The following is a 255-nucleotide window of genomic DNA, read 5'->3' as shown; positions in this document are numbered from 1 at the left end:
ACTGGAACAATGGATACAACCAATGGAATTGCTGATGTGATCTTACGTAAAGTCGATGCATTTAATAGTAACGATATTATAAAGTCAGATCTAACGCGGTATACTTTTAATCCTGATGGAATGATGGCTAATGGTCTCAATGGCATTTTTCGATATTGCCCTGGCAGCGCAGACAGTAGTTCATCTGAGGCCGTAAATATAAATTCGTCAGGCAGAATGTCTAAAGTTAGCACCACCGTTACTTGCAGTTAGTAA

At 39.2% G+C, this 255-nt stretch carries 1 protein-coding gene; it reads left to right on the top strand.

Annotated elements, in window-relative coordinates; all coding sequences use genetic code 11:
- Positions 1 to 252: GspH/FimT family pseudopilin (locus tag AAEZ00_RS21705; RefSeq protein ID WP_502959362.1), on the top strand; the 252-nt coding region annotated here is incomplete at its 5' end.
- Positions 253 to 255 lie beyond the last annotated feature (3 nt).

The organism is Shewanella sp. S1-49-MNA-CIBAN-0167, assembly GCF_040310145.1.
GTDB classification, from domain to species: Bacteria; Pseudomonadota; Gammaproteobacteria; order Enterobacterales; family Shewanellaceae; genus Shewanella; species Shewanella psychromarinicola.
Note: the sequence above shows the minus strand (reverse complement) of the source record. Positions and strands in the feature narration are given on the sequence as shown.